Origin of the sequence: Aquabacter sediminis, from assembly GCF_028863665.1 — a bacterium.
In the GTDB taxonomy this organism is placed as follows: Bacteria; Pseudomonadota; Alphaproteobacteria; order Rhizobiales; family Xanthobacteraceae; genus L1I39.
Genome location: NZ_JARBFX010000010.1, coordinates 1 through 19,683 on the forward strand (window position 1 = coordinate 1; position 19,683 = coordinate 19,683).

Sequence of the window (19,683 nt, forward strand, 5' to 3'; positions counted from 1 at the left end):
ATGGACGTGGCGCTGATCGTGCCGATCGCCATGGAAGAGAAGCTGCGCTTCGCGATCCGCGAAGGTGGCCGCACGGTGGGCGCCGGCGTCGTCGCCTCCATCATCGAGTGATTGAGATAACGAACGGGGGCGCGCGGGTCTCCCGCGTCGGGACTGGTCCCGCGCCCCTTTCTGTTGGAGCCATAGAGCCATGAACGGCCAGAACATTCGGATCCGCCTCAAGGCGTTCGATCATCGCATTCTCGATGCCTCGACGCGCGAGATCGTCGCCACGGCCAAGCGCACGGGCGCGCAGGTGCGCGGTCCGATCCCGCTGCCGACGCGGATCGAGAAGTTCACGGTCAATCGCTCTCCGCACATCGACAAGAAGTCGCGCGAGCAGTTTGAGATGCGTACTCACAAGCGGTTGCTTGATATCGTCGATCCGACGCCCCAGACGGTGGACGCGCTGATGAAGCTCGACCTCGCCGCCGGCGTCGACGTCGAAATCAAGCTCTGATGTGAGGCGAGGAGACACGACCATGCGGTCAGGCGTCATCGCCCAGAAGGTCGGCATGACTCGCATCTTCACGGATGCGGGTGAGCATGTTCCGGTCACGGTGCTTAAAGTTGAGAGCTGCCAGGTGGTTGCCCACCGCACGCTCGATCAGAACGGATATGTGGCGGTGCAGCTTGGTGCTGGCCGTCGCAAGCCGAAGAACGTCACGCGCGCCGAACGCGGCCACTTTGCGGTGGCCGAGGTCGAGCCCAAGCGGACCATGGCGGAATTCCGCGTGGACGAAGCTGGGCTGATCCCCGTCGGCGCCGAGATCACGGCTGACCACTTCGTCGTGGGCCAGTATGTGGACGTGACCGGCACCACCATCGGCAAGGGCTTTGCCGGCGGTATGAAGCGGCACAATTTCGGTGGTCTGCGCGCCTCTCACGGCGTGTCCATCTCCCACCGCTCCATCGGTTCGACCGGTGGCCGCCAGGACCCGGGCAAGACCTTCAAGAACAAGAAGATGCCTGGCCATATGGGTCACACCACGGTCACCACCCAGAACTTGAAGGTGGTGATGACGGACGTCGAGCGCGGTCTGATCGCGGTCGAGGGCGCCGTCCCCGGTCACGCCGGTGGCTGGATCATGGTGCGCGACGCGGTCAAGAAGCGCCTGCCGAGCGAGGCTCCTCAGCCCGGCGCCTTCAAGCTGCGCGGCGCTGAAGAAGCTGCGGCCCCGGCGGCCGAAGCGACCAATGAGGAGGGCGCGTGATGGAACTCGCCGTCAAGACGCTCGATGGAGCTGATGCGGGGTCTGTGACCGTTTCGGACGAGATCTTCGGTCTCGAGCCGCGCGCCGACATCCTGCACCGCTGCGTGACCTGGCAGCTGGCGCGTCGCCAGGCCGGAACGCACCGGACCAAGGGCCGTTCGGAGATCAACCGGACGTCCAAGAAGATGTACAAGCAGAAGGGCACGGGTAATGCCCGTCACGGTGCGGCGTCTGCGCCGCAGTTCCGTGGCGGCGGCCGCGCCTTCGGCCCGGTGGTGCGTTCGCACGCCATCGACCTGCCGAAGAAGGTGCGCGCCCTGGCCCTGAAGCATGCGCTCTCGTCCAAGGTGAAGGCCGAGCAGATTCTTGTCCTCGACAAGGTCTCCCTCGACGATCCCAAGACGAAGGCGCTGAAGGATCGGTTCGAGAAGCTGGGCATCGCCTCGGTTCTCGTGGTGGACGGCTCCGAGGTGGAGACGAACGTCGCTCTGGCGGCGCGCAACCTGCCTTACGTGGACGTGCTGCCGATCCAGGGCATCAACGTTTACGACATCCTGCGGCGCGACACCCTGGTCCTGACCAAGGCCGCCCTGGACGCTCTGGAGGCGCGCTTCAAATGAGCCCGCAGCGGAATATCGAGCCGCGTCATTACGACGTGATCCTCTCGCCCGTCATCACCGAAAAGGCGACGGCGCACAGCGAGTTCAACAAGGTCGTCTTCAACGTCGCCCGCACCGCCACCAAGCCCCAGATCAAGGAAGCGGTGGAGCGTTTGTTCGACGTCAAGGTCAAGAGCGTCAACACCCTCGTCCGCAAGGGCAAGGTGAAGATCTTCAAGGGCCGCAAGGGCGTGCAGTCGGATGTGAAGAAGGCGGTCGTGACCCTCGAAGAGGGCCAGACCATCGACGTCACCACCGGCCTGTGAGCTGAGGGAACGGGGATAAGACCATGGCGCTGAAGCATTTCAAGCCGGTCACGCCGAGCCTTCGCCAGCTCGTGATCGTCGACCGCTCCGGCCTCTACAAGGGCAAGCCGGTGAAGACCCTGACCGAGGGCAAGAGCTCCTCGGGCGGACGCAACAATACCGGTCGCGTGACCGTCCGCTTCCGTGGCGGCGGACACAAGCAGACCTACCGCATCGTCGACTTCAAGCGCTCCAAGCGCGGCGTGCCGGCGAGCGTGGAACGGATCGAGTATGATCCCAACCGCACGGCGTTCATCGCCCTCATCAAGTATGAGGACGGGGAGCTCGCCTATATCCTGGCGCCGCAGCGCCTGGCGGTGGGTGATTCCGTGATCGCCGGCGAGCAGGTGGACGTGAAGCCCGGCAATGCCGGCGCCCTGTCCAACCTGCCGGTCGGGACGATCGTGCACAATGTCGAGCTGAAGATCGGCAAGGGCGGTCAGATCGCCCGGTCCGCGGGCAGCTATGCCCAGATCGTCGGCCGCGACCAGGGTTATGTCATCCTGCGCCTGAATTCGGGCGAGCAGCGCCTGGTTCACGGCGCCTGCTATGCCACGGTCGGCGCGGTGTCCAATCCGGACCACATGAACATCTCGCTGGGCAAGGCGGGACGTTCGCGGTGGCTCGGCCAGCGCCCGCACAATCGTGGCGTGACCATGAACCCGGTCGATCACCCGCACGGCGGCGGCGAAGGCCGCACCTCGGGTGGCCGTCATCCGGTCACGCCCTGGGGTTTCCCCACCAAGGGCAAGAAGACCCGCTCGAACAAGGCGACCGACAAGTTCATTGTCACGAGCCGCCACAAGCGGAAGAAGTGAGGGCCTGGATATGTCGAGAGCAATTTGGAAGGGCCCGTTCGTCGACGGCTATCTGCTGAAGAAGGCAGAGACCGCGCGCGCTTCGGGTCGCAACGACACCATCAAGATCTGGAGCCGGCGCTCCACGATTCTCCCCCAGTTCGTCGGCCTTACTTTCGGCGTGTACAACGGCCAGAAGCACGTGCCGGTCTATGTGTCGGAAGACATGGTTGGCCAGAAGTTCGGTGAGTTCTCGCCGACCCGCACCTATTACGGGCACGCGGCCGACAAGAAGTCCAAGCGGCGGTGATGAGCCATGGGTAAGCAGGCAAGGGCGCGTGCGCTCGCTGACAACGAAGCCAAGGCTGTGGCGCGCAATCTGCGCGTCTCGCCTCAGAAGCTCAATCTGGTCGCGGGCCTGATCCGCGGCAAGAAGGTGGCGACGGCGCTCGCCGATCTCGAATTCTCTCGCAAGCGGATTGCCCGCGATGTGAAGAAGTGCCTCGAGAGCGCGATCGCCAACGCCGAGAACAACCACGAGCTCGACGTGGACGACCTGGTCGTCGCCGAGGCGCACGTGGGCAAGGGTCTGGTGATGAAGCGGTTCTCGCCCCGAGCGCGCGGTCGCGCCTCGCGCATCGAGAAGCCCTTCTCCCACATCACCATTGTGGTGCGGGAAGTGGAGGAGCGGGCCTGATGGGTCAAAAGGTCAATCCGGTCGGGCTGCGGCTCGGCATCAACCGCACCTGGGATAGCCGTTGGTTCGCCGGCAAGGGCGAGTATGGCCAGCTGCTGCACGAGGACATCAAGATCCGCAACATGCTGCTGAAGCAGCTGAAGCAGGCCGCGGTGTCCAAGGTGGTGATCGAGCGTCCGCACAAGAAGTGCCGGGTGACGATCCATTCCGCCCGTCCCGGCGTGGTGATCGGCAAGAAGGGCGCCGACATCGACAAGCTGCGCAAGAAGGTCGCCGACATGACCAAGTCGGAGGTCTTCATCAACATCGTCGAGATCCGCAAGCCGGAAATCGACGCGCGCCTGGTTGCCGAGTCCATCGCCCAGCAGCTGGAGCGCCGCGTGGCGTTCCGCCGCGCCATGAAGCGCGCCGTTCAGTCGGCCATGCGCCTCGGCGCGGAAGGCATCCGCATCAACTGCTCCGGCCGTCTCGGCGGGGCGGAGATCGCGCGCCTCGAGTGGTACCGTGAAGGCCGCGTTCCGCTGCACACGCTGCGCGCGGACGTGGATTACGGCACCGCCACCGCCTTCACGACCTACGGGACGTGCGGCGTGAAGGTGTGGATCTTCAAGGGTGAAATCCTCGAGCACGACCCCATGGCCCAGGACAAGCGCCTGGCCGAGGGTGACGGGCCGAGCGGCCGTCCGCCGCGCCGTGAGCGGGATCGCGACCATGGTCGCGACCGCGACCGTGACGCTGCGTGATTGGCTGCGCGAGAAAGAAGGCGTTTAAGCCATGCTGCAACCGAAGCGCACCAAGTTCCGTAAGCAGTTCAAGGGACGCATCTCCGGCGTCGCCAAGGGCGGTACGGAACTCAATTTCGGCGAGTTCGGCCTCAAGGCCCTCGAGCCGGAGCGCGTGACCGCGCGTCAGATCGAGGCCGCCCGCCGCGCTCTGACCCGTCACATGAAGCGCGCGGGCCGTGTTTGGATCCGCGTGTTCCCCGACGTGCCGGTGTCGGCCAAGCCGACCGAAGTGCGTATGGGTAAGGGCAAGGGCGCCCCTGAATATTGGGCGGCCAAGGTCAAGCCCGGCCGTATCATGTTCGAGATCGACGGCGTGAGCGTGGACATCGCCCGTGAGGCGCTGACCCTCGCTGCGGCCAAGCTGCCGATCAAGACGCGCTTCATCCAGCGCATCGCCGAGTGAGGAGAGGCTCATGAAAGCCGAGGACGTTCGGGCCCTCAGCCCCGATCAGCTCGCCGATGAGCTGCTGAAGCTGAAGAAGGAACAGTTCAACCTGCGCTTCCAGAAGGCGACGGGTCAGCTGGAGAATACGGCACGGAACCGCCAGATCCGCCGCGACATCGCGCGGATCCGGACCGTGCAGAATGCCAAGCGCGGCCTCGCCGCGGATACGAAGTGAGGGTGAGCGATGCCGAAGCGCGTGCTCCAAGGCGTCGTGGTGAGCGACAAGCAGGATAAGACCGTCGTGGTCCGGGTGGAGCGTCGCTTCACCCACCCCCTGCTGAAGAAGACCGTTCGTCGGTCCAAGAAGTATCATGCCCATGACGAGGCGAATGCCTGGAATGTGGGTGATACGGTGTGGATCGAGGAGCATCGGCCCCTGTCCAAGCTCAAGAACTGGATCGTGGTCCAGGGCGAGAAGCGGGCCGAGGTCTGACGAAAAGGCCCCGATGCAGGGTCCGTTCCATCCCCATCTCAAAACTGGGGATGGCAAGTGGAGACCGCATCGCGGCAAAGACCGTGTTCCGATGAGCGGGCACGGGTGGTGTGAACGGGCAATGCCGGCATGCCGGCGGCGCTGGATGACGAGAACAGGTGCGTCATGATCCAGATGCAGACCAATCTCGACGTGGCGGACAATTCCGGTGCGCGTCGCGTCATGTGCATCAAGGTGCTGGGCGGATCGAAGCGGAAATACGCTCACGTTGGCGACATCATCGTGGTGTCGGTCAAGGAAGCCATTCCGCGCGGTCGCGTGAAGAAGGGCGATGTGATGAAGGCGGTCGTGGTTCGCACGGCCAAGGACATCCGTCGGGTTGATGGTTCGGTGATCCGCTTCGACCGCAATGCGGCCGTGCTGATCAACAACCAGAAGGAGCCGGTGGGCACCCGCATCTTCGGGCCGGTTCCGCGCGAGCTCCGCGCGAAGAACCACATGAAGATCATCTCGCTGGCGCCGGAGGTGCTGTGATGGCCGCTAAAGTCAAGAAGGGCGACAAGGTCGTCGTCCTCTCCGGCCGCGACAAGGGTCGCACCGGCGAGGTCCTTCAGGTTCTGCCGAAGGAAGAGACCGCGCTGGTGCGCGGAGTGAACATCGTCAAGCGCCACCAGCGCCAGACCGCGAACCAGGAAGGTGGGATCATCTCCAAGGAGGCCCCCATCCACCTGTCGAACATCGCGGTGGCGGACCCCAAGGACGGCAAGCCGACCCGGGTGGGTTTCCAGGTGCTTGAGGACGGGACCAAGGTCCGTGTGGCCAAGCGTTCCGGGGAGAGGATCGATGGCTGAGGTCAATTACACGCCGCGCCTGCGCACCTATTATGACGAGGTGGTGCGGCCGAAGATGATCGAGCAGTTCGGCTACAAGAACCCCATGGAAGTGCCCACGATCGAGAAGATCGTGATCAACATGGGCGTGGGTGAAGCCACTGCCGACACCAAGAAGGTCACCACCGCCGCTGCCGATCTCGGCCGCATCGCCGGCCAGAAGCCGGTTGTGACGCGGGCCCGCAAGGCGGTGTCGAACTTCAAGCTGCGCGAGAACCAGCCGGTCGGCGCGAAGGTCACCCTTCGCAAGGCCCGCATGTTCGAGTTCCTCGACCGCCTGGTCACCATCGCGCTTCCCCGCGTGCGTGACTTCCGCGGCCTGAACCCGAAGAGCTTCGATGGCCGTGGCAACTATGCCATGGGCATCAAGGAGCACATCGTGTTCCCCGAGATCAACTATGACCAGGTCGAGCAGATCTGGGGCATGGATATCATCGTTTGCACCACCGCGAAGACGGATGACGAAGCCCGGGCGCTTTTGAAGGCGTTCAACTTCCCTTTCCGTCAGTGAGGGTGTAGAAGCAGCGCTTCGCTCGACAGGCGCTGCGTGTGAGCCGACATGGCCGGGGTCCGCTCCGGCCATTTCCGCACTTCGGCCAAGGCTTATGCCAGGCTGGCGGAAGGCCCGGACGTTGCGGGCCGAAAGGCTGCGCAGGTCAGGCGAGATTGAGTGCTTTCCGGCTGTGAGGGGTCAATCCCTCAGACGCGGAGAACTGGAGCAGGACATGGCGAAGAAAAGCGCGATCGAGACCAACGAGCGTCGCCGCAAGCTGTCGCAACAGCTGGCTGCGAAGCGCGATGGCCTCAAGGCGATCGTGAATGACAAGACGCTGCCGATCGAGGAGCGCTTTGCGGCGACCCTCAAGCTCGCGCAGATGCCGCGCAATTCGGCGAAGATTCGGGTGCGTAACCGTTGCGAAGTGACGGGCCGCCCGCGCGCCTTTTACCGCAAGCTCAAGATGAGCCGTATCGCGCTGCGCGAGCTCGGCTCCCAGGGACTTGTCCCCGGTCTTGTGAAGTCGAGCTGGTGAGGAGGGGCGAATGTCCATCAATGATCCCATCGGCGATCTGATCACGCGTATCCGCAACGCCCAGATGCGTCGCAAGGACAAGACCCAGAGCCCCGGCTCGCGCCTGCGCGCCAGCCTGCTCGATGTCCTGCGCGACGAAGGCTATATCCGTGGCTACACCACCACGGACCATGGCAATGGCCGGACCGAGTTCGAGATCGAGCTGAAGTATTTCGACGGCGCCCCGGTGATCCGCGAGATCGCCCGTGTGTCGAAGCCCGGCCGTCGCGTCTATGCGTCGGTCAAGAACCTACCCCGCGTCGCCAACGGTCTCGGCATCGCCGTCGTCTCCACGCCCCAGGGCGTGATGGCCGACCACGCTGCCCGCGACAAGAATGTTGGCGGCGAAGTGCTCTGCACCGTGTTCTGAGCCAGCGACGGAGGAAGACATGTCGAAGATCGGCAAGCATCCCGTCGCCGTTCCCGCTGGCGTGACCGCCAATGTGGAAGGCCAGACGGTGAAGGTGAAGGGCCCCAAGGGCGCCCTCGAAGTGACCCTCGTGGAAGAAGTGGGCGTCGAGCTCGCCAATTCCGAGCTGAAGGTGGCCATGCGTGGCGACTCGCAGCGGCACAAGTCCATGTGGGGCATGTCCCGCACCCTGGTGGCCAACCTGGTGGAAGGCGTGACCAAGGGCTTCGAGCGTAAGCTCGAAATCACCGGCGTCGGCTACAAGGCCGCCATCGCCGGCAAGAACCTGCAGCTGTCCCTCGGCTACAGCCACGACGTGATCTATGCGATCCCGGAAGGGATCCAGATCGTGACCCCCAAGCCCACGGAGATCGTGGTGACGGGCGTGGATAAGCAGAAGGTCGGCCAGGTCGCCGCCGAGATCCGCGAGTTCCGTGGCCCCGAGCCCTATAAGGGCAAGGGCGTCAAGTATGCTGGCGAATTCATCTTCCGCAAGGAAGGCAAGAAGAAGTGACGGAGGCTCACCATGGCTCGTGACATTGAGGCGCTTGTTCGCCGTAAAGCCAAGGTGCGCCGCGCTCTCCGCGCCGCTGCGAACGGGCGTCCCCGCCTGTCCGTGCACCGCACCTCGAAGCATATCTACGCGCAGGTCATTGACGATGCGAACGGCCTGACGGTTGCGTCGGCCTCCAGCCTCGAAAAGGACCTGCGGTCCTCGCTCAAGACCGGGGCCGACACCGATGCCGCCAAGGCCATCGGCAAGCTGGTCGCCGAGCGGGCCGCCGAAAAGGGCGTGACCGCGGTCGTCTTCGATCGTGGCGCTTACATCTATCATGGGCGCGTCAAGGCGCTCGCTGAGGGCGCCCGCGAAGGCGGCCTTCAGTTCTGACGCGAGGACGAGCGAAATGGCCCGTGAAAGGGAACACCGCGCTGAGCGCGAAGATCGCGACAACACGTTCGTGGACAAGCTTGTCCACATCAACCGTGTCGCGAAGGTGGTGAAGGGCGGCCGTCGCTTCGGCTTCGCTGCCCTGGTGGTGGTCGGTGACCAGAAGGGCCGCGTCGGCTTCGGCCATGGCAAGGCTCGCGAAGTGCCGGAAGCCATCCGCAAGGCAACCGAGAGCGCCAAGCGCGCCCTCATCCGCGTGCCGCTGCGCGAAGGCCGCACCCTGCACCACGACGTGCATGGTCACCATGGCGCCGGCAAGGTGGTGCTCCGCGCCGCCCCGGCCGGTACCGGCATCATCGCCGGCGGCCCGATGCGTGCCGTCTTCGAGACGCTGGGCATGCACGACGTGGTCGCCAAGTCGTTCGGGTCGTCCAACCCGTACAACATGGTGCGCGCCACGTTCGATGCTCTGAAGAACCAGGACAGCCCGCGCTCCGTGGCTTCGCGCCGCGGTCTCAAGGTGTCGCAGCTCCAGTCCCGCCGCCGCGTCGAAGACGCGGAAGCGACCGACTGAGCCGGGCTCGCAAGGATAGGAGCGCGCCATGGCGAACGCGACTGAAGGAAAAACCGTCACCGTCGAGCAGATCGGTTCGCCGATCCGCCGTCCGGCTGACCAGGAAGCAACCCTCGTGGGCCTCGGGCTGAACAAGCGTCATCGCCGTTCGACCCTTAAGGACACCCCGGCGGTGCGCGGGATGATCGCGAAGGTCGCTCATCTCGTCCGCGTCGTGGACTGAGGAGAGGCGAGATGAAGCTCGACGAGATCAGGGACAATCCCGGCGCGCGCAAGTCGCGCATCCGGGTCGGCCGCGGCATCGGCTCTGGCAAGGGCAAGACCGGCGGCCGTGGCGTGAAGGGTCAGAAGGCCCGCACCGGCGTTGCCATCAAGGGCTTCGAAGGTGGTCAGATGCCTCTGCATCGGCGCCTGCCGAAGCGTGGCTTCCACAACATCTTCCGCCTCGACTATTCCGAGGTGTCGCTGGGTCGCATCCAGTCCGCCATTGATGCGGGCAAGCTGGATGCCTCGGCGCCGGTCAACGGGGCGGCCCTGGTCGCGGCCGGCGTCCTGCGTCGCGCCAAGGACGGCGTCCGCCTCCTCGGCACTGGCGAACTGACCGCCAAGGTTACGGTCGAAGTGGCCTATGCCACCAAGTCTGCCGCGGAAGCGGTGGAGAAGGCGGGCGGCTCGGTGACCATTCTCGCTCCCAAGGCCGCTGCGGCCGAGTGAGCGGGCAGGGGAGGGGCTTCGGCCGATCCCCAGGATAAAGTCTTCGATGCCGCCGGCTGTGCCGGCGGCATTGTCGTGTTCGGCATCCCGTGCCGCGTGGGCCGCCTTAATGCTGGCGCCTTGGGTTCGGGGTGAGTATGACCTGACAGAAAGAGGCGGTGCGTGCCGGCTCGGGCCTAGAGCGCGATCCGCTCAGATTGATCAGATCTGGACGGCAATCGCCCTCTGTTTTGCCTGAAGAGACGGAGTGGCTGGGTATGAGGATCGCCACGCGATCCAAGATGCCCGGACTTGGCTCTATCGCCGCGCCCGCGCGCCCCCCATATCCAAGCCGCTCGTCTACGGGCGGCTCAAGTGGAGCAAGGCATGGTCTCGGCGGCGGAACAACTCGCGGCGAACCTGAACTTCGGCGCCCTCGGCAAGGCCGAGGAGCTCAAGAAGCGAATCTGGTTCACTCTCGGCGCCCTTCTCGTCTACCGGCTCGGGACCTATATCCCGCTCCCGGGGATCAATCCCGACGCGCTGCAGGATGTGTTCCGCAACGCCCAGCAGGGAATCATCGGTCTCTTCAACATGTTCTCGGGTGGTGCCGTGCAGCGCATGGCCATCTTCGCCCTGAACATCATGCCCTACATCTCCGCCTCCATCATCGTGCAGCTGCTGACCACCGTGTCACCCACGCTGGAAGCGCTGAAGAAGGAAGGCGAGGCGGGCCGCAAGCAGATCAACCAATACACCCGCTACCTGACCGTCATCCTGGCGCTGTTCCAGGCCTATGGCATTGCCGTAGGCCTCGAGAGCTCCGGCACGGTCGTGACCGATCCGGGCTGGTTCTTCCGCATCACCACGGTGATCACGCTCACGGGCGGCACCATGTTCCTGATGTGGCTGGGTGAGCAGATCACCTCGCGCGGCATCGGCAACGGCACCTCGCTCATCATTTTCGCCGGCATCGTGGCCGAGCTTCCGGGCGCCTTCATCCGCACCCTCGAACTGGGCCGCCAGGGCGCCATTTCCACCCCGCTCATCCTGGCGGTGCTGGTGATGGCGATCGCGATCATCGCCTTCATCGTGTTCATGGAGCGGGCGCAGCGCCGGCTGCTGATCCAGTATCCCAAGCGCCAGGTGGGCAACCGCGTCTATGAGGGCCAGTCCTCTCACCTGCCGCTGAAGCTGAACACGTCCGGCGTCATCCCGCCGATCTTCGCGTCCTCGCTGCTGCTCATCCCGGCGACCATTGGCAGCTTCACGCAGGGGGCGGGGCCGGAATGGTTCAACACGGTGACCCGGCTGCTTGGGCACGGCCAGCCGCTCTACATGGTGCTCTATGTGGCGCTGATCGTGTTCTTCTGCTTCTTCTACACCGCGATCGTGTTCAATCCGGTCGAGACGGCGGACAATCTTAAGAAGCACGGCGGCTTCATCCCGGGCATCCGGCCGGGCGAGCGCACGGCTGAATATATCGACTATGTGCTGACCCGAATCACGGTTGTCGGTGCGGCTTACATTGCGGCAGTATGTCTCTTCCCCGAACTGCTGATTTCGTACGCCGCCGTTCCGTTCTATTTCGGAGGAACGTCGTTGCTGATCGTGGTCAGCGTGACGATGGATACCGTGTCGCAAATTCAAGGACACCTGCTGGCGCACCAGTACGAAGGGCTGGTGAAGAAAGCCAAGCTGCGTGGGGGGAGACGGAAATGAGGCTGATTCTGCTGGGCCCGCCCGGGGCCGGCAAGGGAACCCAGGCCCAGCGGCTGGTGAGTCGTCACGGCATCGTGCAGCTGTCCACGGGTGACATGCTGCGCGCGGCGGTGGCAGCCGGCACGCCCATCGGGCTGAAGGCGAAGGCAGTGATGGAATCCGGCGGTCTCGTCTCCGACGACATCGTCATCGGCATCATCGCCGACCGTTTGGACGAAGCCGACGCCAAGAACGGCTTCATCCTCGACGGTTTCCCCCGCACGGTGGCCCAGGCAGAAGCGCTGGACACCATGCTGTCGCAGAAGGGCATGAAGCTCGACGCGGTGATCGAGCTGGTGGTGGATCAGGGCGCCCTGGTGAATCGCATTCTCAAGCGCGCGGAAGAGGCGCGGGCGCGCGGCGAAGCGGTGCGCAAGGACGATGATCCGGAGGTCTTCAAGACCCGCCTTGAGGCCTACAATCGGGACACGGCGATTGTCGCGCCCTATTACAAGGCGCGCGGCCAGCTTCAGCAGATCGATGGCATGCAGCCCATTGATGACGTGACAAAGGCCATTTCCCAGATCCTGGAAGTGGCCTGAGGGCTTTGCCCCTTGACGAGAGAGGGTTAACCGGTTAGTAGCCCTCCCTCGCTTCGATGTCCGTGCGACTTGCCCCTCTGAAGGGAGGAGCAAGGCGCGCGGTTTTGTTTATCCCGAAAGGGTCGTTCTCCCGCACGGGCCGGCCTCCACCGGACGCGGGGCATCATGCCGCCTGGCAGCAGGCGGTGCACATGGAGAGACACGTGGCTCGTATTGCTGGCGTTAACATTCCGACCAACAAGCGCGTGATCATCGCGCTTCAGTACATTCACGGCATCGGCGCCAAGAAGGCCGAAGAGATCGTCGAGAAGGTGGGCATCCCCGCCGAGCGTCGCGTGAACCAGCTGACCGACCAGGAAGTGCTGCAGATCCGCGAGACCATCGACCGCGACTACATCGTGGAAGGCGACCTGCGCCGCGAAGTGGCGATGAACATCAAGCGCCTGATGGACCTGGGCTGCTATCGCGGCCTGCGTCACCGTCGCGGCCTGCCGGTCCGTGGCCAGCGCACCCACACCAACGCCCGCACCCGCAAGGGTCCGGCGAAGCCGATCGCCGGCAAGAAGAAGTGATGACGGGCGGCCTCGCCGCCTGACCGAGGGCCGGCTTTGCCGGCCCTTTCCCATGACCCGCCCGATGACGGGCGGTTCGTCCCGAGCGCCTGGAGTTACGGGCGCGCCTGAAGGATTGAAGACAAGATGGCCAAGGAAGCTACCCGCGTTAAGCGTCGCGAGCGCAAGAACATCGCCTCCGGCGTGGCGCATGTGAACGCCTCGTTCAACAACACCATGATCACCATCACCGACGCCCAGGGCAACACCATCTCCTGGTCCTCCGCCGGTGCCATGGGCTTCAAGGGTTCGCGCAAGTCCACCCCGTACGCCGCCCAGATCGCGGCCGAGGATGCGGCCCGCAAGGCGGCCGAGCACGGCATGCGCACCCTCGAGGTGGAAGTGTCCGGTCCCGGTTCGGGACGTGAATCGGCGCTGCGCGCCCTTCAGGCGGCTGGCTTCCTCGTGACCTCCATCCGCGACGTCACCCCCATCCCGCACAATGGCTGCCGGCCGCGCAAGCGCCGGCGCGTCTGAGCGTACCGCTGGCCCGCCGGTTCTGCCGTGCGGGCCGCATGCCAGGTTCCTCCCCGTCTAGCGGGACGGGTCGGCGCCTCGATGGATAAAGTTTCGGTCGAGTGCCGCGGCCCGGCGAGAAGGCAAGGTGACGCAAGTGATTCAGAAGAACTGGCAAGAACTCATCAAGCCCGAGAAGCTGCAGGTGTCCGCCGGCAGCGATCCCAAGCGCCTCGCCACCGTGGTGGCCGAGCCGCTGGAGCGTGGCTTTGGCATGACGCTGGGCAATGCCCTGCGCCGTATCCTGCTGTCGTCCCTCCAGGGCGCGGCCGTGACCTCGGTGCACATCGACGGCGTGCTGCATGAGTTCTCTTCCATCCCCGGCGTCCGCGAGGACGTGACGGACCTCATCCTCAACATCAAGGAAGTCGCCATCCGCATGCAGGGTGACGGTCCCAAGCGCCTCGTGGCGAAGAAGACCGGGCCTGGCGTGCTGACGGCTGGCGACATCCAGACCGTTGGCGACATCCAGATCCTCAACCCCAACCTGCCCTTGTGCACGCTGGACGAGGGCGCGGAGCTGCGGATCGAGTTCACCGTCAATACCGGCAAGGGCTATGTGCCCGCCGACCGCAACCGGCCCGAGGACGCGCCGATCGGCCTGATCCCGATCGACAGCCTCTATTCCCCGGTGCGCAAGGTCTCCTACAAGGTCGAGAACACCCGCGAGGGCCAGATTCTCGACTATGACAAGCTGACCATGCAGATCGAGACCGACGGCTCGATCACGGCGGAAGATGCGCTCGCTTATGCGGCCCGCATCCTTCAGGACCAGCTCGAAATCTTCGTGAATTTCGAGGAGCCCAAGCGCGAGAGCGAGACCTCGGCCATCCAGGAGCTGCCCTTCAATCCGGCGCTTCTGAAGAAGGTGGACGAGCTGGAGCTGTCGGTGCGCTCGGCCAACTGCCTGAAGAACGACAACATCGTCTATATCGGCGACCTGATCCAGAAGAGCGAGACGGAGATGCTCCGCACGCCGAATTTTGGCCGGAAGTCGCTCAACGAGATCAAGGAAGTGCTGGCCTCCATGGGCCTGCATCTGGGCATGGAAGTGCCCGGCTGGCCGCCGGAGAATATCGAAGAGCTCGCGAAGCGCTTCGAGGACCATTACTGACCCATTCACCCCGCGGCTCGAGCCGCTCAACCCATCACGGCTCGAAACGCCGGAGGCATTTAGGAGTTCGCCGTCATGCGTCACGGCAAGGTTCATCGCAAGTTCAACCGCACCTGGGAACACCGCAAGGCGATGTTCTCCAATCTGGCCGGTGCGCTCATCACCCATGAGCAGATCGTCACCACTCTGCCCAAGGCGAAAGACCTTCGCCCGGTGGTGGAGAAGCTCGTCACCCTCGCCCGCCGTGGCGACCTGCATGCCCGCCGCCAGGCCATTGCCGAGCTGCGCGACATCGAGGTGGTGAAGAAGCTCTTCGACGTGCTGGCACCCCGCTACAAGGGCCGTCCCGGTGGCTATCTTCGCATCGTCAAGGCGGGCTTCCGCTATGGCGATTCTACCCCCGTGGCGGTGATCGAGTTCGTCGACCGCGACGTGGAGGCCAAGGGCGCCGCTGACCGCGCCCGCACGGCCGCCGAGGCCGAGGCTGCTGCTGCGGCGTGAGGCTTGGGTCCGATCACAGACCTTCGTGAAAAGGCGGCTTCGGCCGCCTTTTTCTTTTGGTGCGGGAACGAAGCGCGCGCCCTCGTTTTGGTCCATTCAGGGCTCATGTGGGGTTCTGGCGCAGTGCTGGACTTGGGCGTCCCGGCGAGCGCGCGGCGGATGCCGGCAGGGGATGAGTCCGCGCGTCGCGAATCTGCGCTATCAGTTGAAACCTGTTCCGATCGAGGTCCTCATGGGTGAGCGTTTCCTTCGTCCGGTGATCCTGGTGCTGGCGGCCATGCTTGCGTTGCCGGGATCGGCCGGCGCCCAGACTGCCGTCGCTCCCGCGCAGCGTCAGGTTCCCGCGTCCGAGGATGCCATCCGGCTGTCCTTCGCCCCTGTGGTCAAGCGCACCGCGCCGGCGGTTGTGAACGTCTATGCGCTCAAGAACGTCCAGCGCACCAACCCGTTCATGGACGACCCGTTCTTCCGTCGCTTCTTCGGCGGGGGCGGGCCTGGGGGCGGGCCGGGCTTTGGCGGGCCGGAGCGCATGCAGCGCTCGCTGGGGTCGGGCGTGATCGTCGATCCCTCCGGCATTGTGGTGACCAACCATCACGTGGTGCAGGGGGCAGACCAGATCCGCATCGCGCTCGCCGACAAGCGCGAGTTCGATGCCGACGTGGTGCTCAGCGACCAGCGCACCGACCTGGCCGTGCTACGCCTTAAGGCCGGCAAGGAGACCTTCCCGAGCATCGATCTCGGCAATTCCGATGACCTGGCCGTGGGCGATCTGGTGCTGGCCATCGGCGACCCCTTTGGCGTCGGCCAGACCGTGACACAGGGCATCGTCTCGGCGCTGGCGCGCACGCAGGTGGGTGTCTCTGACTATCAGTTCTTCATTCAGACCGACGCCGCCATCAATCCCGGCAATTCCGGCGGCGCCCTGGTGGACATGGCCGGGCGGCTGGTGGGCATCAACACGGCCATCTATTCGCGTTCCGGCGGCTCGCATGGAATCGGGTTTGCCATTCCGGCCAATATGGTGCGTGTGGTGGTGGACTCCGCCAAGGCGGGCGGCACGGCGGTGCGCCGCCCCTGGCTCGGCGCCCGGCTGCAGGCGGTGAGCCCAGAGATTGCCGAGAGCCTTGGCCTGCCCCGTCCCACCGGCGTCCTGGTGCAGACGGTCGCCCCGGACAGCCCCGCCACCAAGGCGGGCCTGAAGGTCGGGGACCTCATCCTGACCGTTGACGGGCAGGTGGTGGATGATCCCCAGAGCCTGAACTACCGGTTCGGCACCCGGCCCATGGGCGGCAAGTCCATGTTCCGCATCAACCGCCAGGGCAAGGAGAGCGAGATCGCTGTCGCCGTGGAGCCGGCGCCCGAAACGGTGGCGCGGGAGGAACTGGTGCTGCGAGGGCGCTCGCCTTTCGCTGGCGCCAAGGTGGTGAATGTCTCGCCGGCCGTGGCCGAGGAATTGCGCATTGCCGATGGCGAGGGTGTGGTGGTGGCGGAGGTCACGGAAAACTCGCCCGCCGATGCCGCCGGCTTCCGGCCGGGAGACGTGATCATCGAAGTCAACGGCACCCGCATCAACCGCACCAAGGATCTGGAGCAGGCCACCAAGACGCCCCAGCGCGGCTGGCGGGTGACGGTGAGCCGGGGCGGGCGCACCATCACCGCCATGCTTCCGGGCTGAGGCGGGGCAGGGCATGTCCAATCTGTTTGAGGCCGCAGGTCTGGAAGAGGGCGCGCCGCGCCCGCTCGCCGACCGGTTGCGACCGCAAAAATTGGACGAGGTGGTGGGCCAGGACCATCTACTGGGTCCAGACGGTGCCATTTCCCGCATGCTGGCGTCCGGTTCGCTTGGCTCCCTCATCCTGTGGGGGCCGCCGGGCACCGGCAAGACCACGGTGGCGCGGCTGGTGGCCGGGCAAAGTCGTCTGCATTTCGAGCAGATCTCGGCCATCTTTTCCGGCGTCGCGGACCTGAAAAAGCTGTTCGAGCAAGCCCGCCATCGCCATGCGCATGGGCAGGGCACCTTGCTGTTCGTGGACGAGATCCACCGCTTCAACCGCGCCCAGCAGGACGGCTTTCTGCCCGTCATGGAGGACGGCACGGTCGTCCTCGTGGGGGCGACCACCGAAAATCCGTCCTTCGAGCTGAATGCGGCGTTGCTCTCCCGCGCGCGGGTGCTGACGTTTCGCTCCCTGGACGAGGCCGCCGTGGGGCGGCTCCTCGCCCGCGCGGAAGAGGTGGAAGCCCGACCCTTGCCGCTGGATGAGGAGGCCCGCGGCGTGCTCATCCGCATGGCGGATGGCGACGGCCGCGCGAGCCTCACGTTGGCGGAGGAAGTGTGGCGCGCCGCACGGCCCGGTGAGATCTTCACCGCCGCCGAATTGCAGGACATCGTCCAGCGGCGCGCGCCCATCTACGACAAGAGCGAGGACGGGCACTACAATCTCATCTCCGCGCTTCATAAGTCCGTGCGGGGCTCGGACCCGGATGCGGCGCTCTATTATCTCGCCCGGATGATCGATGCCGGTGAGGATCCGCTCTTCCTTGCCCGCCGGCTGGTGCGGATGGCTGTGGAGGATATCGGCACGGCGGATCCGCAGGCCCTTCTCGTGGCCAATGCGGCCAAGGATGCCTACGATTTCCTCGGCTCGCCGGAGGGGGAATTGGCGCTGGCCCAGGCAGCCGTCTATCTGGCCACCGCGCCGAAATCCAATGCGGTCTACACAGCCTGGAAGCAGGCCTTGCGGGTGGCGAAGGAGGGAGGCTCGCTCGTGCCCCCCAAGCACATCCTGAACGCCCCGACCCGACTCATGAAGCAGGAGGGCTACGGCACCGGCTATCGCTACGACCATGACGAGCCGGACGCCTTTTCGGGCCAGGATTATTTCCCCGAAAAGCTGGGCCGGCAGAGCTTCTTCAAGCCGGTGGAGCGGGGCTTCGAGCGCGATCTGCGCAAGCGCCTGGATTATTGGGCGAAGCTGCGCGCGGAGCGTAATCCCCGCTGATGCGGGGTGCCCACGGGCGCGCTTGATTGTCTCATGTTGCAATGCAACAAAGAGGGGGCGATGGCACCCGGATGGCTTAGGCGGGACGGGTGCCGCGCTCAAATTCGGTCAGATCAGAAGCGGGGGCTTTGATGCAGGCGGCGGTGATCGTGTTTCTCGGGGCGGGCCTGGGTGGTGTGTTGCGGCACATGATGAACCTTCTGGGCCTCAGGCTGTTCGGCCTCGGCGGCTTTCCCTTCACCACCATGATCGTCAACGTCACCGGCTGCTTCATCATGGGTCTGGCGACCGGCTGGTTTGCCAGCCGCTATGGCGAGGGCTGGCCGCAAGGCGTGCGCCTGCTGCTCACCACGGGCATGCTGGGGGGCTACACCACCTTCTCCACCTTTTCGCTGGAGTTCGCGGTGCTGGTGGAACGGGGCGACCTCGGCCATGCGGTGCTTTATGCGGGCGGTTCGCTGGTGCTGACGCTCATCGCGGTCTTTGCCGGCCTGTTCGTGATGCGCGCCATTGCGTGACAGGAGGGCGCCGGGGCGCTAGATGTGCCCCATTGGCGACCGTTTGACGGGGTTTGTGACCGATGGCGGTCGAGATCAAGACAGTAACGGCGGACGAGGCGGACATGCGCCTCGACCGCTGGTTCAAGCAGCATTTTCCCGACCTTTCCTTCGGGCACCTGCAAAAGCTGGTGCGCACCGGCCAGGTGCGCGTGGATGGCGGGCGGGTGAAGACCTCCACACGCCTTGAGCCCGGCCAGGCCGTGCGCGTGCCGCCGCTCAATGCGGGCGCGGGCGATGAGGCAGAGACCGAGGGCGCGCCTGCTTTTGGCGGCATAGTCGGCCCTACGGTCGGGTCCAAGGCCGCGCCGAAGGCGAATTCTACTACCGCACCTAAGGCGCCCAGCGCCCGAAAGGAGGCGGACGACCAGGAATTCCTGCGCTCCATCACCTTGTTCGAGGACAAGGACGTGATGGTGCTGAACAAGCCCTTCGGGCTTGCGGTGCAGGGCGGCTCGGGCACTTACCGGCACATTGACGGCATGTTGGAGGTGCTGCGCGACAAGGATGGGCAGCGCCCGCGCCTCGTCCACCGCATCGACAAGGATACGTCCGGCTGTCTGCTGGTGGCGAAGTCCCGGCTGGCCGCCTCGGTGCTCGCCAAGAGCTTCCGCTCGCGCGAGGCTCGCAAGGTCTATTGGGCCGTGGTGCCCGGCGTGCCCAAGCCTCGCCAGGGTCGCATCTCCACCTATCTCGCCCGCGAGGAGAGCGAGGAGCGCATGCGCGTCGCCCGCCATGGCGAGGATGATGCCAGCCACGCCATCACTTATTATGCCGTGGTGGACCAGGCGGCGCAGAAGCTGTCCTGGGTGTCGCTGAAGCCGGTGACGGGGCGCACCCACCAGCTGCGCGCCCACATGGCTCATATCGGCCATCCCATCGTCGGCGATCCCAAATATTTCGACATCGAGAATTGGGAATTGCCGGGCGGCCTGCAGAACCGCCTGCATCTGCTGGCCCGGCGGCTGGTGATCCCGCATCCGCGTGGGACCGGCATGATTGATGTCTCCGCCCCGCTTCCGCCCCATATGGCGCAGACTTTCGCGGTGCTTGGCTTCGATGCGAGCCAGTACGATCCGATTCTCGAGGCGCCCGAAGCCTGAGCCGGTCGACATGCCGGAACAGACGACCGGTCTGTGTCGGCGCGGGGCCCGCGCGGGCTGTCCTCTTAAGGCATGGGCCG

32 protein-coding genes are annotated in these 19,683 nt (G+C 65.2%); all 32 read left to right on the forward strand.

Annotation, left to right across the window (positions count from 1 at the left end; translation table 11 throughout):
- The coding region (locus PV781_RS18715) for an EF-Tu C-terminal domain-related protein (RefSeq protein WP_489667331.1) at window positions 1-111 on the forward strand (111 nt) is incomplete at its 5' end.
- Window positions 112-190: 79 nt separating this feature from the next.
- The gene (gene rpsJ / locus PV781_RS18720) at window positions 191-499 is read left to right on the forward strand and encodes a 30S ribosomal protein S10 (protein ID WP_012113701.1); all 309 of its coding nucleotides are present in this window, start codon (window positions 191-193) and stop codon (window positions 497-499) included.
- Window positions 500-521: 22 nt separating this feature from the next.
- Window positions 522-1,253, forward strand: coding sequence for a 50S ribosomal protein L3 (gene rplC / locus PV781_RS18725; RefSeq protein ID WP_274777162.1), 732 nt, complete (start codon window positions 522-524; stop codon window positions 1,251-1,253).
- Window positions 1,253-1,873 (forward strand): 50S ribosomal protein L4, encoded by a 621-nt coding sequence (rplD, locus tag PV781_RS18730; RefSeq protein ID WP_209105108.1) that lies wholly within the window; start codon window positions 1,253-1,255, stop codon window positions 1,871-1,873. The genes rplC and rplD overlap by 1 nt, the downstream gene beginning before the upstream one ends.
- Window positions 1,870-2,178 (forward strand): 50S ribosomal protein L23, encoded by a 309-nt coding sequence (locus tag PV781_RS18735; RefSeq protein WP_274777163.1) that lies wholly within the window; start codon window positions 1,870-1,872, stop codon window positions 2,176-2,178. The genes rplD and PV781_RS18735 overlap by 4 nt, the downstream gene beginning before the upstream one ends.
- A gap of 23 nt (window positions 2,179-2,201) precedes the next feature.
- Window positions 2,202-3,035: a 50S ribosomal protein L2 gene (gene rplB, locus PV781_RS18740; protein WP_274777164.1), complete on the forward strand. Its 834-nt coding sequence runs from the start codon at window positions 2,202-2,204 to the stop codon at window positions 3,033-3,035.
- A gap of 10 nt (window positions 3,036-3,045) precedes the next feature.
- Entirely contained in the window at window positions 3,046-3,324 is a 279-nt protein-coding gene (gene rpsS / locus PV781_RS18745) for a 30S ribosomal protein S19 (protein ID WP_274777165.1), read from the forward strand.
- Window positions 3,325-3,330: 6 nt separating this feature from the next.
- Window positions 3,331-3,711: a 50S ribosomal protein L22 gene (gene rplV, locus PV781_RS18750; protein WP_209105112.1), complete on the forward strand. Its 381-nt coding sequence runs from the start codon at window positions 3,331-3,333 to the stop codon at window positions 3,709-3,711.
- The gene (rpsC, locus tag PV781_RS18755) at window positions 3,711-4,454 is read left to right on the forward strand and encodes a 30S ribosomal protein S3 (RefSeq protein WP_274777166.1); all 744 of its coding nucleotides are present in this window, start codon (window positions 3,711-3,713) and stop codon (window positions 4,452-4,454) included. Before rplV ends, rpsC begins: the two co-directional genes overlap by 1 nt.
- Before the next feature lie 31 nt (window positions 4,455-4,485).
- Window positions 4,486-4,899 (forward strand): 50S ribosomal protein L16, encoded by a 414-nt coding sequence (rplP, locus tag PV781_RS18760; RefSeq protein WP_209105114.1) that lies wholly within the window; start codon window positions 4,486-4,488, stop codon window positions 4,897-4,899.
- Window positions 4,900-4,909: 10 nt separating this feature from the next.
- On the forward strand, window positions 4,910-5,116 hold the full coding sequence (rpmC, locus tag PV781_RS18765) for a 50S ribosomal protein L29 (protein WP_274777167.1): 207 nt from the start codon (window positions 4,910-4,912) through the stop codon (window positions 5,114-5,116).
- A gap of 9 nt (window positions 5,117-5,125) precedes the next feature.
- The gene (gene rpsQ / locus PV781_RS18770) at window positions 5,126-5,374 is read left to right on the forward strand and encodes a 30S ribosomal protein S17 (RefSeq protein ID WP_209105116.1); all 249 of its coding nucleotides are present in this window, start codon (window positions 5,126-5,128) and stop codon (window positions 5,372-5,374) included.
- A 165-nt stretch (window positions 5,375-5,539) separates the two neighbouring features.
- The gene (gene rplN / locus PV781_RS18775) at window positions 5,540-5,908 is read left to right on the forward strand and encodes a 50S ribosomal protein L14 (protein ID WP_029006297.1); all 369 of its coding nucleotides are present in this window, start codon (window positions 5,540-5,542) and stop codon (window positions 5,906-5,908) included.
- A complete protein-coding gene (gene rplX / locus PV781_RS18780) occupies window positions 5,908-6,225 on the forward strand; it encodes a 50S ribosomal protein L24 (protein ID WP_209105117.1) in 318 nt (105 codons plus the stop codon). The genes rplN and rplX overlap by 1 nt, the downstream gene beginning before the upstream one ends.
- The gene (gene rplE, locus PV781_RS18785; RefSeq protein WP_274777168.1) at window positions 6,218-6,775 is read left to right on the forward strand and encodes a 50S ribosomal protein L5; all 558 of its coding nucleotides are present in this window, start codon (window positions 6,218-6,220) and stop codon (window positions 6,773-6,775) included. The genes rplX and rplE overlap by 8 nt, the downstream gene beginning before the upstream one ends.
- A 214-nt stretch (window positions 6,776-6,989) precedes the next feature.
- Window positions 6,990-7,295, forward strand: coding sequence for a 30S ribosomal protein S14 (rpsN, locus tag PV781_RS18790; RefSeq protein WP_209105119.1), 306 nt, complete (start codon window positions 6,990-6,992; stop codon window positions 7,293-7,295).
- Between the two features lie 10 nt (window positions 7,296-7,305).
- Window positions 7,306-7,704: a 30S ribosomal protein S8 gene (rpsH, locus tag PV781_RS18795; RefSeq protein WP_274777169.1), complete on the forward strand. Its 399-nt coding sequence runs from the start codon at window positions 7,306-7,308 to the stop codon at window positions 7,702-7,704.
- 19 nt (window positions 7,705-7,723) lie between these two features.
- Window positions 7,724-8,257 carry a 50S ribosomal protein L6 gene (gene rplF / locus PV781_RS18800; protein ID WP_274777170.1) on the forward strand — a complete coding sequence of 178 codons (534 nt, stop codon included), beginning with the start codon at window positions 7,724-7,726 and terminating at the stop codon, window positions 8,255-8,257.
- Window positions 8,258-8,269: 12 nt separating this feature from the next.
- Window positions 8,270-8,632: a 50S ribosomal protein L18 gene (gene rplR, locus PV781_RS18805; protein ID WP_274777171.1), complete on the forward strand. Its 363-nt coding sequence runs from the start codon at window positions 8,270-8,272 to the stop codon at window positions 8,630-8,632.
- A gap of 16 nt (window positions 8,633-8,648) precedes the next feature.
- Window positions 8,649-9,206, forward strand: a complete 558-nt coding sequence (gene rpsE, locus PV781_RS18810; RefSeq protein WP_209105123.1) for a 30S ribosomal protein S5 — start codon at window positions 8,649-8,651, stop codon at window positions 9,204-9,206.
- A gap of 28 nt (window positions 9,207-9,234) precedes the next feature.
- Complete coding sequence (gene rpmD, locus PV781_RS18815; protein ID WP_132035662.1) at window positions 9,235-9,429, forward strand: 50S ribosomal protein L30; 195 nt, start codon at window positions 9,235-9,237, stop codon at window positions 9,427-9,429.
- Window positions 9,430-9,440: 11 nt separating this feature from the next.
- A complete protein-coding gene (gene rplO / locus PV781_RS18820; protein ID WP_274777172.1) occupies window positions 9,441-9,920 on the forward strand; it encodes a 50S ribosomal protein L15 in 480 nt (159 codons plus the stop codon).
- 366 nt (window positions 9,921-10,286) lie between these two features.
- Window positions 10,287-11,621 (forward strand): preprotein translocase subunit SecY, encoded by a 1,335-nt coding sequence (gene secY / locus PV781_RS18825; protein WP_274777173.1) that lies wholly within the window; start codon window positions 10,287-10,289, stop codon window positions 11,619-11,621.
- The gene (locus tag PV781_RS18830; protein WP_274777174.1) at window positions 11,618-12,202 is read left to right on the forward strand and encodes an adenylate kinase; all 585 of its coding nucleotides are present in this window, start codon (window positions 11,618-11,620) and stop codon (window positions 12,200-12,202) included. Before secY ends, PV781_RS18830 begins: the two co-directional genes overlap by 4 nt.
- A 203-nt stretch (window positions 12,203-12,405) precedes the next feature.
- On the forward strand, window positions 12,406-12,774 hold the full coding sequence (gene rpsM, locus PV781_RS18835; RefSeq protein ID WP_209105127.1) for a 30S ribosomal protein S13: 369 nt from the start codon (window positions 12,406-12,408) through the stop codon (window positions 12,772-12,774).
- A gap of 126 nt (window positions 12,775-12,900) precedes the next feature.
- Window positions 12,901-13,290, forward strand: a complete 390-nt coding sequence (rpsK, locus tag PV781_RS18840) for a 30S ribosomal protein S11 (RefSeq protein WP_274777175.1) — start codon at window positions 12,901-12,903, stop codon at window positions 13,288-13,290.
- 127 nt (window positions 13,291-13,417) lie between these two features.
- Window positions 13,418-14,443, forward strand: coding sequence for a DNA-directed RNA polymerase subunit alpha (locus PV781_RS18845; RefSeq protein ID WP_425532424.1), 1,026 nt, complete (start codon window positions 13,418-13,420; stop codon window positions 14,441-14,443).
- 75 nt (window positions 14,444-14,518) lie between these two features.
- The gene (gene rplQ / locus PV781_RS18850) at window positions 14,519-14,944 is read left to right on the forward strand and encodes a 50S ribosomal protein L17 (protein ID WP_274777176.1); all 426 of its coding nucleotides are present in this window, start codon (window positions 14,519-14,521) and stop codon (window positions 14,942-14,944) included.
- A 232-nt stretch (window positions 14,945-15,176) separates the two neighbouring features.
- Window positions 15,177-16,619: a Do family serine endopeptidase gene (locus PV781_RS18855; RefSeq protein WP_425532425.1), complete on the forward strand. Its 1,443-nt coding sequence runs from the start codon at window positions 15,177-15,179 to the stop codon at window positions 16,617-16,619.
- Window positions 16,620-16,632: 13 nt separating this feature from the next.
- Window positions 16,633-17,943, forward strand: coding sequence for a replication-associated recombination protein A (locus tag PV781_RS18860; protein ID WP_274777177.1), 1,311 nt, complete (start codon window positions 16,633-16,635; stop codon window positions 17,941-17,943).
- 131 nt (window positions 17,944-18,074) lie between these two features.
- Window positions 18,075-18,461 carry a fluoride efflux transporter CrcB gene (gene crcB / locus PV781_RS18865; RefSeq protein ID WP_274777178.1) on the forward strand — a complete coding sequence of 129 codons (387 nt, stop codon included), beginning with the start codon at window positions 18,075-18,077 and terminating at the stop codon, window positions 18,459-18,461.
- Between the two features lie 62 nt (window positions 18,462-18,523).
- Window positions 18,524-19,603, forward strand: a complete 1,080-nt coding sequence (locus PV781_RS18870; RefSeq protein ID WP_274777179.1) for an RluA family pseudouridine synthase — start codon at window positions 18,524-18,526, stop codon at window positions 19,601-19,603.
- Window positions 19,604-19,683 lie beyond the last annotated feature (80 nt).

Bases quoted from the DNA above. Each gene is read 5' to 3' on its own strand.
- PV781_RS18855 (WP_425532425.1), top strand. From the start codon at position 15,177: ATGGGTGAGCGTTTCCTTCGTCCGGTGATCCTGGTGCTGGCGGCCATG.
- rplC (WP_274777162.1), top strand. From the start codon at position 522: ATGCGGTCAGGCGTCATCGCCCAGAAGGTCGGCATGACTCGCATCTTC.
- rplX (WP_209105117.1), top strand. From the start codon at position 5,908: ATGGCCGCTAAAGTCAAGAAGGGCGACAAGGTCGTCGTCCTCTCCGGC.
- rpsE (WP_209105123.1), top strand. From the start codon at position 8,649: ATGGCCCGTGAAAGGGAACACCGCGCTGAGCGCGAAGATCGCGACAAC.
- rplO (WP_274777172.1), top strand. From the start codon at position 9,441: ATGAAGCTCGACGAGATCAGGGACAATCCCGGCGCGCGCAAGTCGCGC.
- rpmC (WP_274777167.1), top strand. From the start codon at position 4,910: ATGAAAGCCGAGGACGTTCGGGCCCTCAGCCCCGATCAGCTCGCCGAT.
- rplV (WP_209105112.1), top strand. From the start codon at position 3,331: ATGGGTAAGCAGGCAAGGGCGCGTGCGCTCGCTGACAACGAAGCCAAG.
- rpsQ (WP_209105116.1), top strand. From the start codon at position 5,126: ATGCCGAAGCGCGTGCTCCAAGGCGTCGTGGTGAGCGACAAGCAGGAT.
- rpsK (WP_274777175.1), top strand. From the start codon at position 12,901: ATGGCCAAGGAAGCTACCCGCGTTAAGCGTCGCGAGCGCAAGAACATC.
- rpsS (WP_274777165.1), top strand. From the start codon at position 3,046: ATGTCGAGAGCAATTTGGAAGGGCCCGTTCGTCGACGGCTATCTGCTG.
- rpsJ (WP_012113701.1), top strand. From the start codon at position 191: ATGAACGGCCAGAACATTCGGATCCGCCTCAAGGCGTTCGATCATCGC.
- rplD (WP_209105108.1), top strand. From the start codon at position 1,253: ATGGAACTCGCCGTCAAGACGCTCGATGGAGCTGATGCGGGGTCTGTG.
- PV781_RS18735 (WP_274777163.1), top strand. From the start codon at position 1,870: ATGAGCCCGCAGCGGAATATCGAGCCGCGTCATTACGACGTGATCCTC.
- PV781_RS18830 (WP_274777174.1), top strand. From the start codon at position 11,618: ATGAGGCTGATTCTGCTGGGCCCGCCCGGGGCCGGCAAGGGAACCCAG.
- PV781_RS18870 (WP_274777179.1), top strand. From the start codon at position 18,524: ATGGCGGTCGAGATCAAGACAGTAACGGCGGACGAGGCGGACATGCGC.
- rpsC (WP_274777166.1), top strand. From the start codon at position 3,711: ATGGGTCAAAAGGTCAATCCGGTCGGGCTGCGGCTCGGCATCAACCGC.
- crcB (WP_274777178.1), top strand. From the start codon at position 18,075: ATGCAGGCGGCGGTGATCGTGTTTCTCGGGGCGGGCCTGGGTGGTGTG.
- secY (WP_274777173.1), top strand. From the start codon at position 10,287: ATGGTCTCGGCGGCGGAACAACTCGCGGCGAACCTGAACTTCGGCGCC.
- rplQ (WP_274777176.1), top strand. From the start codon at position 14,519: ATGCGTCACGGCAAGGTTCATCGCAAGTTCAACCGCACCTGGGAACAC.
- rpmD (WP_132035662.1), top strand. From the start codon at position 9,235: ATGGCGAACGCGACTGAAGGAAAAACCGTCACCGTCGAGCAGATCGGT.
- PV781_RS18860 (WP_274777177.1), top strand. From the start codon at position 16,633: ATGTCCAATCTGTTTGAGGCCGCAGGTCTGGAAGAGGGCGCGCCGCGC.
- rplN (WP_029006297.1), top strand. From the start codon at position 5,540: ATGATCCAGATGCAGACCAATCTCGACGTGGCGGACAATTCCGGTGCG.
- rpsH (WP_274777169.1), top strand. From the start codon at position 7,306: ATGTCCATCAATGATCCCATCGGCGATCTGATCACGCGTATCCGCAAC.
- rplF (WP_274777170.1), top strand. From the start codon at position 7,724: ATGTCGAAGATCGGCAAGCATCCCGTCGCCGTTCCCGCTGGCGTGACC.
- rplE (WP_274777168.1), top strand. From the start codon at position 6,218: ATGGCTGAGGTCAATTACACGCCGCGCCTGCGCACCTATTATGACGAG.
- rplB (WP_274777164.1), top strand. From the start codon at position 2,202: ATGGCGCTGAAGCATTTCAAGCCGGTCACGCCGAGCCTTCGCCAGCTC.
- rpsN (WP_209105119.1), top strand. From the start codon at position 6,990: ATGGCGAAGAAAAGCGCGATCGAGACCAACGAGCGTCGCCGCAAGCTG.
- rplR (WP_274777171.1), top strand. From the start codon at position 8,270: ATGGCTCGTGACATTGAGGCGCTTGTTCGCCGTAAAGCCAAGGTGCGC.
- rplP (WP_209105114.1), top strand. From the start codon at position 4,486: ATGCTGCAACCGAAGCGCACCAAGTTCCGTAAGCAGTTCAAGGGACGC.